Raw genomic sequence first — 9,147 nt, 5'->3', positions numbered from 1 at the left:
GCCACGCACGCTGCCCCCGCAGGACATGGAGGCGATGGACGCGGCGGAGCAGCACGCGCAGCGGCTCACCTACGCGGTCGGCGCGGCGGCCGGCATGGTGCTACTGATACTGCTCTGCCTGCTCTGCTCCCGGGCGATCTTCTGAGACCGGCCGGTTCCCGGCGCGGACGAGCGAGCCGGCGCGGACGCTGCGCCTGTCAGAGGGTGTTTCCCCAGACCGAGGCGGCACCCGTGTCCCCGGTCAGGTAGACGTAGACCAGGGCGAACCCGGACAGCACCACGATCACCCCGGTTAGCAGCCAGGTCACCCACACGGGCACCCGCGGGGTGCGTACCCGGCCGCTGGTCAGCGCCAACAGCACGAGCGCCGCCACCGCCAACGCGACGGTGAGCCGGAGGGTCGTCTCGCCGTACGCGGAGTGCTCCCCGATCTTGGCAAGCAGCTCGGGCGGGTAGCCCCTGCCCGCCAGGACCTCCTCGAACGCCTCGCCGGACTCGGTCGCCACCCAGGTGAAGACGGGGGTCACCACGGCGAGGATCGCCACCGCCCAACCGAGCCGGGGCCGCCAGCGGGGCACCAGCCCGTACCCGGAGGCCAGCAAGGCCAGTAGCGGCACGAACACCACGACCGCGTGGATCACGAGGACGTGTCCGGGTAACCCGTTGATCTCCTTGAACACCGACATCTCCGATGATCGACGCGGACCTGCCGCCGAAGCGTACGACGGTCCAGGGCGTCGCGGCACCTCCCGAACGGGTACCCGCGACGCCGAGACGGGAGTTTCGCCTCGACCGACGGCATGATCTGCCTGTGTCCGGGACCACCTGCCGCCGGGCTCGCTTGTCGGCGGGTTGCCCCCGTGCTGTCATTGCCTCATGTCCAGTGGTGAGGAACTGCTCCGGTCGAGGGGCCTGCGGGTCACCCGGCCGCGTCTCGCCGTACTGGACGTGCTGGCCGCCGGCGGCCACCTGGAGGTCGACGAGATCGCCCGGCGGGTCCGCGCACGCCTCGACTCCGTCTCCACCCAGGCCGTCTACGACGTCCTGGGAGCGCTCTCCCGGGCCGACCTGGCCCGGCGGATCGAGCCGGCCGGCAGCCCCGCCCGCTACGAGGCCCGGACGGGCGACAACCACCACCACGTGGTGTGCCGGTGCTGCGGCGAGATCGCCGACATCGACTGCGCGGTGGGCGACGCGCCCTGCCTGGACCCGAGCACGGCGCACGGCTTCGAGGTCGACGAGGCGGAAGTGACCTTCTGGGGCCTCTGCCCCACGTGCCAGGCCCGCCGCTCCGCCGACGACTGAGCCGGTCCACCGCCGGGCGCCGCCCTCCGACACGCGGCACGGGGCGGCGGATCCCGGCGAGCACGCGGACGCCCGGTGCCGGCAACACCGTGCGGGGATCGCGTGGCACTCTTGGGCGGTGGACTCCGACGACCTCGGCCTGTTCGGACCGGGATCGGTCACGTGGAAGGTGCACGACGAACCGGTCCTGATCGTCGCCGGCCTGCGCTCGCTCTACCTTCAGGCGCTGCATCCCCGGGCAATGGCCGGGGTTGCGCAGAACAGCAACTACCGTGCGGATGCCTGGGGCCGGCTGCTCCGCACCGCCACGTACGTCGGCACCGTCATCTACGGCACCACCATCGAGGCGGAGGCGGCGGGCCGCCGGTTGCGCGCGCTGCACGCCCGGATGCGCGCCGCCGACCCCACCACCGGCGAGGAGTTCCGGATCGACGAGCCGGACCTGCTCCGCTGGGTGCATGTCACCGAGGTCGAGTCGTTCGTGAGCACCGCCCGGCGGGCCGGGCTGTCGCTGACCGACGCGGAGGTGGACGGCTACTACGCCGAGCAGCGGCGCGCGGCCGCGTTGGTCGGGCTCGACCCCGCCGGCGTGCCGGGCAGCGCCGCCGAGGTGGCCGCCTACTACCGAGCGGTGCGCCCGGAACTGCGGATGACGAAGGAGGCCGCCGAGACGGCCCTGTTCCTCACCGCCCCGCCGCTGCCGTGGAAGCGGTTGAGCCTGCCGGCCCGGCTGGGGCTGAGCCTCGGGCCGCCGCGCTGGGCGTACCTCGGCATCGCCGGCACCGCGCTCGGGCTGCTGCCGCCATGGGCGCTGCGGTTGTACGGCGGCCTGGGGCTGCCCACCACCGCTCTCTCCGCCGATCTGGGCGTACGCGCGCTGCGCCTGGCGTTGGCCGCGCTGCCCCGGGACTGGCGGGAGGGGCCGATGCAGCAGGCCGCCAAGGAACGGGCGGCCCGCCTGACCGCACGGGCCGGCTGACGGTCACCGTGCGGGCTGGCTGACCCGGCCGCCGTGCGGGCCGACTGACCCGCCACAGCCTGCCGCTGGCCGCCGAGCGGCGGCACGTGGCCGGGGTCACTCGCCGGTGGGAGCGGCCGGGCGGTCCATGGCCGACCACGGTTCCCGCCCCGGCGTCTGCGCGCCGGTGGGGCAGCTGCGGCGAAAGTCGCACCAGCCGCAACGCGGCCCGGCGACCGTGGGGAACGCCTCGTCGGGGTCGGCCCCGTCGGCGACGGCGCGCTCGGCGGCCATGATGTCGCGGGCGGTGTCCTCGGCGCGGGAGAGCTGCCGGGCCAACGATTCGGGGGTGTGCTCGTGCGCGGCGATCGTCCCGGTGGGCAGGTGGTGCAGCTCGACCCGGCGGCACGGCCGGCGGAACGTCCGCTCGGCGGCGTACGCGTAGAGCGCCAGCGCCTGTGAGCCCCGCGCGTCGTCGGCGTCCAGCCCGGTGCGGCCCGTCTTGTAGTCGACGATGACCAGCTCGGGGCCGTCGGGTCCGGGCCGCGAGTCGATCCGGTCGGCGCGGCCGTTGAAGGCCAGCACCGCCGTCTTCACCGCGACGACCCGTTCCACACCGAGCGGGTCGACGCCCGGCTCCAGCGTCGCGACGTACGCCTCCAGCCAGTCCAGCGCCCGCCGGTACGCCTCCCGCTCCTGCTCGTCGTCGCGGTAGCCGTCGCGCACCCAGGTGCCCTTCAGCAGCCCGGCGAGGGCCTCGGGCCGGCGGCGTTCCGGGCTGAGCGCGTACCAGTTCTTCAGGGCGGTGTGGACGCTGGCGCCCAGCGAGTTGTGCGCCCATGGCGGGCCCTTGGGTGGCGCGGGCCGGTCGACGTAGGAGTAGCGGTAGCGGCGGGGGCAGTCCGCGTAGGATCCGAGCTTGCTGGGGGTGCACACGAAGAGCCGCTCCGGCATGCCGTCGAAGCCGAGCTGCTCGGGTTGACCGCTGCGGGGTCGGGGCGGGCCTGCGGATCGTCGCACGGTGCGATCCTGCCACCTCGGTACGACAGCCGCGCAGCAGACACGGCCGGGCCGGATCAGCCGGCGTTGCTGTACTGGGTGACGAAGGCGGCGATCGCGTCGGCGATGAGCTGGACGGCGATGGCGGCCAGCAGCAGGCCGGCGATCCGGGTGAGGACCTCGATGCCGCCGGGTCGCAGGACCTTGACGATCCCGCCGGAGAAGCGCAGCACGAGCCAGACCGCGAGCATCACCGCGACGATGGCGGTGGCGATGGCGACGTACTGCCCCACCCGGTCGGCCTGCTGCACGAAGAGCATGGTCGCCACGATCGCGCCGGGCCCGGCCAGCAGCGGGGTGCCCAACGGCACCAGGGCGATGTTCGAGGTGACCTGCTGGCTCGGGTCGTCCGCCTTGCCGGTGAGCAGTTCCAGCGCCACCAGCACCAGCAGCAGGCCGCCGGCGGCCTGCAACGCCGGCAGGTCCACGTGCAGGTAGTCGAGGAGCGTCTGGCCGGCGACCGCGAAGACCACGATGACGCCGAGCGCCAGCGCGACCGCCTGCCAGGCGGCCCGGTTGCGGTCACGGGCGGCCAGCGGGCCGGTCAGGGCGAGGAAGATTGGCATCATGCCCGGCGGGTCGACGATGACCAGCAGAGTCACGAAGACCTCGCCGAAAAGCTTGAGATCCACTCGATCAAGGTAGCCGCGCCGGTGGGGGCGGAAACCCGGATCACCCAGAAGCGACGGGGGTCACTCCACGGGCCTGCGCGACGATCCGCTCGAACGCCGCCACGGCCGTGGTGTGCGCGCCGAGCCGGACGGTCTTGTGCGTGCCGTGGAAGTCCGACGAGCCGGTGACCAGCAGGCCCAGATCGGCGGCGAGGCCACGGACATGGGCCGCCTCGGCCGGGGAGTGGTCCTCGTGGTCAGCTTCCAGGCCGGCCAACCCGGCGTCGGCCAGCGCCACGATCAGTTCGTCGGGCACGATCCGGCCGCGCCGGGTGGCCCGGGGGTGGGCGAAGACCGGCACGCCGCCGGCCGCCCGGACCAGCGCGACCGCTCGGAAGACGTCGATGTCCTCCTTCGGCAGCCGGTACCGCTCCCCCAGCCAGTCCGGCCCGAACGCCTCGGTGGTGCTGGCGACCAGGTTGGCCCGGACGAGCGCGGCCGCGATGTGCGGGCGGCCGACGGTGCCGCCCCCAGCAGCGGTGATGATCTGCGTCCAGCTGATGTCGATCCCGTCGGCCTGGAGCAACCGGACGATCCGCTCGCCGCGCACCTCCCGGGCGGCCCGCACCCGGGCCAACTCGTCGGCGAGCTCAGGGTGGCCCGGGTCGAAGAGGTACGCGAGCAGGTGCAGCGGGACCGCCGGGGCGACGCCGTGCCACCGGCAGGAGATCTCCGCCCCCCGCACCAGGGTGAGGCCGGGCGGGAGCGCGGCGACCGCGGCATCCCAGCCGGCGGTGGTGTCGTGGTCGGTGATCGCCACCACGTCCAGGCCGGCGTCGGCTGCGGCCCGCACCAGTTCGGCCGGGGTCAGCGTGCCGTCGCTCGCGGTGGAGTGCGTGTGCAGGTCGATAACCGGGGTCACGCAACGACGCTACCCGGCCCCTCGGGGGTCAGGAGCCGCCGGTGACCACGACCGGGTGGTCGTCGGGGGTGACGCCGCTCAGCAGGGTCGACGTGGCGCCCTCGCCGGCCAGGGCCCGGTCCGGACGGACCCGGTTCAGGGCCGCGCCGCGGTCCAGGTATGTCGCGACGGCGGAACCGGTCCACGCCACCGCGCCGCTGACGGTCGGCCCGGCCGCCCGGTCCGTGGTGCCCGGCCCGAGATCGGTCAGGTCGACCAGGACCGCGCCGCCGGTCCGCCCGTTGGCCAGCAGCCACCTGCCGTCGGCGGAGACGGCGCCGAGACCGTCGTCGGCCAGTGCCGGCCCGCAGCCCGTCCGGGCCGGGGTGAGGGTCTGCGGGGTGAGCAGCGCCAGGCACACCCGGCGGTCGGCGGTGGACACCCGGGCGACCAGCCGCCCGTCGGGCCGGGCGCCGTAGACGGCGACGACCCGCCGGTCGCCGGCGGGCAGCGCGGCGGGGGACGGCTGCCAGAGCAGGTGCCCGCCGTCGCGGGCGCGGACCAGGACCCGGTCGCCGACGAAACGCACGGGTGCCGCGCCGGCGGCGGCCGGGGTGCCGGTGGCGGCGACCAACTGCCGGCCGACGAGCCCGGCCACGTAGAGGCCGTCGCCGTCGCGCCAGGCGACGCGCCGGCCGTCGCCGCTGAGCGCGACCTCCTCCGCGCCGGCCAGCAGCACCAGCGGAGACTCACCGGCGGGGGCCACCCAGAGGGTACGGCCGGCAGGGGTGGGCGCGCCGACCACCAGCCAGCCGCCCCCGTCGGGCAGGCGCTGGGCTCGCTCGGCCGGGCCGATGCCGAGGTCGTGCCGCTCCCCGTCGGCGGTGACCAGGGCCTCGCCGACGATCAGTTCGGCCCGGCCGTCGGCCGGCGCGGGCGCCGGGGCGGGCGCGACCGGCCAGGCGGCCGGGGTGGCCGGGCCGCGCGGGTCGCCGAGCACGACGGCGGGTTTGCCGCCCCGGCCGGAGTGCTCTCCGAGGTGCGCCATGCCGGCGGTGAGCGCCGACGTGACCACCACCGCGAGTCCGAGCCCGGTCAGCGCCCGGCGACGTCGGATCCGTCGGGCCCGCAGGAGGGCCGCCCCTGCCGGGTCGGCGGGTAGCGGCGGGGGCGCGGCGACCTGGCGGGCGAACGCCTCCCGCACCGCGTCTTCCAGCTCGTCCCGCCGCACGGTGGTGGAACGCTCCGGGCCGTCCCTCCGGTTGCCCGCCGGGCCGAAGGTGGGTGTCATCGTGTCTCCCCGGCGACCGCGGCCGGCCGGGCCCGGCCGGGGCCGACCGGCGACCCGCCGGCCCGGCGTGCGCCCGCTGCCGGGGCGGTCGCCCGGCCGCCGGTTGTTGTCACCGGCAGCAGGTGCAGATCGTCCGCCTCCGGCCCACCCGGCACCGGCGCCGCCGCTGTCCGGTTCGACGCGGGCCCGCCGGAGGGGGTGGCCCGGCCGCCGGTGGCGGGCCGCCGCTCCGGCGGGAGATTCGGGGGTACGGCCGGCGCGGCCGGTTCCCGCGCGGTGGCCGCCGGTGCCCGCTCCGGGACGGGCAGGTCGCGGGCGGCCTCCTCACCGAGTCGGCGGCGCAGGGTGGCGAGGGCCCGCGAGGTCTGGCTCTTCACCGTGCCGGGCGAGATCTCCAGCAGGGCGGCGGTCTGCGCCTCCGACATGTCCTCGTAGAAGCGCAGCACCAGCACCGCCCGCTGCCGGGCGGGTAGTGCGCTGAGGTGCTGCCAGAGCACGTCCCGGTCGAGCTGCTGTTCGATCTCGTCGACCCCGGCCCGCTCGGGCAGCACCTCGGTGGGGCGTTCACCGTGCCAGCGTCGGCGCCACCAACTCGTCGACGTGTTGACCATGACCCGGCGGGCGTACGGCTCGACCGCCTCGATGCCACCCAGCCGTTTCCAGGCCAGGTAGGTCTTGGTGAGCGCGGTCTGGAGCAGGTCCTCGGCGGTGGCCCAGTCCCCGGCCAGCAGGTACGCGGTACGCAGCAGGGCCCCGGAGCGGGCCGCGACGAACTCGCGGAACTCCTCCTCCAGCGGATCTCGCTCGCGCACCGTCGACCTCCCCACCCCGTCTGCTGGCAGGCTGCCATGGCGGGGCGGCCGGGTCGAGAGCGGATGGTGCCCAACTCGTCCGACGGACGGACGAGGCGTGCGGCCCACCGAAACCCATCGGCACGCCGAACCGCAGTGGCCTCAGGCTCCGTCGTCGGCCTTCGCCTCGTCGGCTTCCTTGCCCAGCCGCGCCTCGACCGCCTGCGGCTCGTACATCTCCTCGACGACGCGCAGGTAGAGCTCGTTGGGGTTGGGCAGGTTCTTGATCTCGCGGAGGGCCTGCTCCTGGCCGGCGGACTCCAGCACGAAGGTGCCGTAGTTGAGCGCCCGGCCGGTCGGGCTCTGCTCGTACTTCATGTCGGTGACCCGGGTCAGCGGCATCATGGCCACCCGGCGGGTGATGATGCCGTTGACCACCATGACCCGCTTGTTGGTCAGGATGAAACGGTCGTACCACCAGTCGGCGACCCGCCAGGCGACCCAGCCCATCACCGCGAACCAGAGCAGCACGGCGATGGTGGTGAGGGCACCGACGTCCTGCCCGGCGAGGAAGCCGGAGAGGTAGCCGAGCACGAAGGTGGCGGCGACGCCGACGAGGATCGGGGTGGTGAGGTGGATCCAGTGCCGCTTCCACTCGCCCCGGTAGCGTTCGGTGGGGAAGAGGTAGCGGGCGACCAGTGAGCTGGGCTCGTCCTCCAGCGGCAACACCCGTCGGGGCGCCATGCCCTGCGCGTCGGCCCGCAGGCCGGCCAGCTCCTCCTCGGAGATGGTCGGCGGTTGGTCCGGATCCCAACTTCGCCCGGCCCGCCCCTCACCAGGGTAGCCGCCCGGCCCGACGCCGTAGCCGACATCGTCGGAGAGGAACGGCCCGTCCGCCATGTCCGGGCCACGGCCCGGCTCGTCGTCGGGCCGGTATCTCGGGATCGGCTCGGTGTCCCGTTCCCGGCGCTCCCGGTCGGGATCGTCGGGGTCGTAGGGGGGTCCGGCAGGGCTGCCCATCGGCGCTTAGGCGACCAGGTTGGTGAAGAAGTCGCCGAAGCCCTGGGCGATGTCCACGATGCCGCCACCGAGAGACTTGAACACGTCCGCGGCAGAGTTTGGCCGGTAGGCGACAAAGAAGATCAAGAACGCGATGCCGGCCCAGGTGAGGACCTTCTTGACCATAGCGGGCCATCCTCTCGCGCGGCGCCGGGTCCGATTACCGCAGCGGGACTCAGAGTATCAGCATGGTGTCGTATGGTGAATATCTGCGTCCGTTCCCCGACAGGCCCGCCAGGGCGACTATGCCCTGCCGTGCAGGTACGGAGACGGTGCGCCGTACACGAGCTCGGGCGGAGTCCACTCGGCGAGGTCGTGCAAGACGACATCCTCCGCGAGGAGGTGACCCGTGCTCGCCGGCCAGGCTATCGCATGAAGCCACATTCCCCGAGCCTCGCCGGCGTACGCGCTCCGATCCGTCGCCGATCTCACCAGCCACAGTGGAGTCGGGTGCCCGCTGGCCCTGATCCGGGCCGGCTCGACGTGCTGCGGATGCCCGAGGCCCGGCCCCGGTCCGGCCAGCACCTCCGCGAGATCCGGCCCGGGGTCCGGACCGGATACTCCGGCGAACCGGGCACCCAGCCCGACCCCCGGCTCCTCGGCCACCAGGACGAGCTCGGCCGGCCCGCCGCCGAGCGGCGCGGGACCGGCGCAGGCGAGGGCGGAGGCCCGGATACCGGTGGCGTCGTCGCCGGCCCAGCCGACCCCGGTCACCGTCCAACCGGCGGGCAGCGGCCACGGGCACCACAGGGGCACGGGCGGCCGTCGCGCCGCGCCGCCGGCCGCCACCCGGTCGACCACGCTGGCCACGATCTGCTCGTCGATGTGCTCGGGAACGTGCAACGGCGCGACCGACCCGCACCGCGTGCACCGCGACTCGGCGTGCATCAGGTCAGGGGGCCGCACCGGCCCCGCACACCTGGGACAACTCACCACGACGCTCATCAACCCACACTTACCCCGCGCCCGGCAGTCGTCAAGCGATGCGGCCGTTTCCGCCGTCCAACGAGCCAACGAGGGCTCCGGACGCACCAGACGCCACACCAGAACAACACATTAAGTAGTCAGATCTCCACGGTCGGGCACCGGTCGGAGCCGGCGGGATGCGGTTGCCGCACCCGGCCCGCACCCGGGTCGCCGGTGGGACGGGGTGTCAAACCGGGGGCGGAGCC

11 protein-coding genes are annotated in these 9,147 nt (G+C 74.4%); 2 read left to right on the top strand and 9 right to left on the bottom strand.

Features of this window, described 5'->3' with window-relative positions; translation table 11 throughout:
* Positions 1 to 197 precede the first annotated feature (197 nt).
* Positions 198 to 680: a DUF2231 domain-containing protein gene (locus tag E1193_RS27230; RefSeq protein WP_132186037.1), complete on the bottom strand. Its 483-nt coding sequence runs from the start codon at positions 678 to 680 to the stop codon at positions 198 to 200.
* Positions 681 to 876: 196 nt separating this feature from the next.
* Here E1193_RS27230 and E1193_RS27225 point away from each other — a divergent pair, with 196 nt between their 5' ends.
* Positions 877 to 1,305 carry a Fur family transcriptional regulator gene (locus tag E1193_RS27225; protein WP_132186034.1) on the top strand — a complete coding sequence of 143 codons (429 nt, stop codon included), beginning with the start codon at positions 877 to 879 and terminating at the stop codon, positions 1,303 to 1,305.
* Between the two features lie 118 nt (positions 1,306 to 1,423).
* A complete protein-coding gene (locus E1193_RS27220; RefSeq protein ID WP_132186033.1) occupies positions 1,424 to 2,284 on the top strand; it encodes an oxygenase MpaB family protein in 861 nt (286 codons plus the stop codon).
* Between the two features lie 96 nt (positions 2,285 to 2,380).
* Here the strand turns inward: E1193_RS27220 and E1193_RS27215 are convergent, their stop codons facing one another.
* From E1193_RS27215 to E1193_RS27185, 8 genes are all read right to left on the bottom strand, one after another.
* Positions 2,381 to 3,217: a PD-(D/E)XK nuclease family protein gene (locus tag E1193_RS27215; protein WP_132186036.1), complete on the bottom strand. Its 837-nt coding sequence runs from the start codon at positions 3,215 to 3,217 to the stop codon at positions 2,381 to 2,383.
* 122 nt (positions 3,218 to 3,339) lie between these two features.
* Positions 3,340 to 3,954 carry a MarC family protein gene (locus E1193_RS27210; RefSeq protein WP_132186032.1) on the bottom strand — a complete coding sequence of 205 codons (615 nt, stop codon included), beginning with the start codon at positions 3,952 to 3,954 and terminating at the stop codon, positions 3,340 to 3,342.
* 40 nt (positions 3,955 to 3,994) lie between these two features.
* A complete protein-coding gene (locus E1193_RS27205; protein WP_132186031.1) occupies positions 3,995 to 4,855 on the bottom strand; it encodes a PHP domain-containing protein in 861 nt (286 codons plus the stop codon).
* Positions 4,856 to 4,883: 28 nt separating this feature from the next.
* Positions 4,884 to 6,125 carry a hypothetical protein gene (locus E1193_RS32140; protein ID WP_243707928.1) on the bottom strand — a complete coding sequence of 414 codons (1,242 nt, stop codon included), beginning with the start codon at positions 6,123 to 6,125 and terminating at the stop codon, positions 4,884 to 4,886.
* Entirely contained in the window at positions 6,122 to 6,937 is an 816-nt protein-coding gene (locus E1193_RS27195; RefSeq protein ID WP_132186030.1) for a SigE family RNA polymerase sigma factor, read from the bottom strand. The genes E1193_RS32140 and E1193_RS27195 overlap by 4 nt, the downstream gene beginning before the upstream one ends.
* 141 nt (positions 6,938 to 7,078) lie before the next feature.
* Positions 7,079 to 7,936 (bottom strand): PH domain-containing protein, encoded by an 858-nt coding sequence (locus E1193_RS27190; RefSeq protein ID WP_132186029.1) that lies wholly within the window; start codon positions 7,934 to 7,936, stop codon positions 7,079 to 7,081.
* A gap of 6 nt (positions 7,937 to 7,942) precedes the next feature.
* A complete protein-coding gene (locus E1193_RS32135) occupies positions 7,943 to 8,101 on the bottom strand; it encodes a hypothetical protein (RefSeq protein ID WP_165437968.1) in 159 nt (52 codons plus the stop codon).
* A gap of 117 nt (positions 8,102 to 8,218) precedes the next feature.
* Positions 8,219 to 8,920: a DUF6758 family protein gene (locus E1193_RS27185; RefSeq protein WP_347877050.1), complete on the bottom strand. Its 702-nt coding sequence runs from the start codon at positions 8,918 to 8,920 to the stop codon at positions 8,219 to 8,221.
* Positions 8,921 to 9,147: the final 227 nt, after the last annotated feature.

It is taken from the genome of Micromonospora sp. KC606, from assembly GCF_004348675.1.
Taxonomy (GTDB): domain Bacteria; phylum Actinomycetota; class Actinomycetes; order Mycobacteriales; family Micromonosporaceae; genus Micromonospora.
The sequence above is the reverse complement of the archived record's forward strand: the minus strand, read 5'-3'. Positions and strand labels throughout refer to the sequence as shown.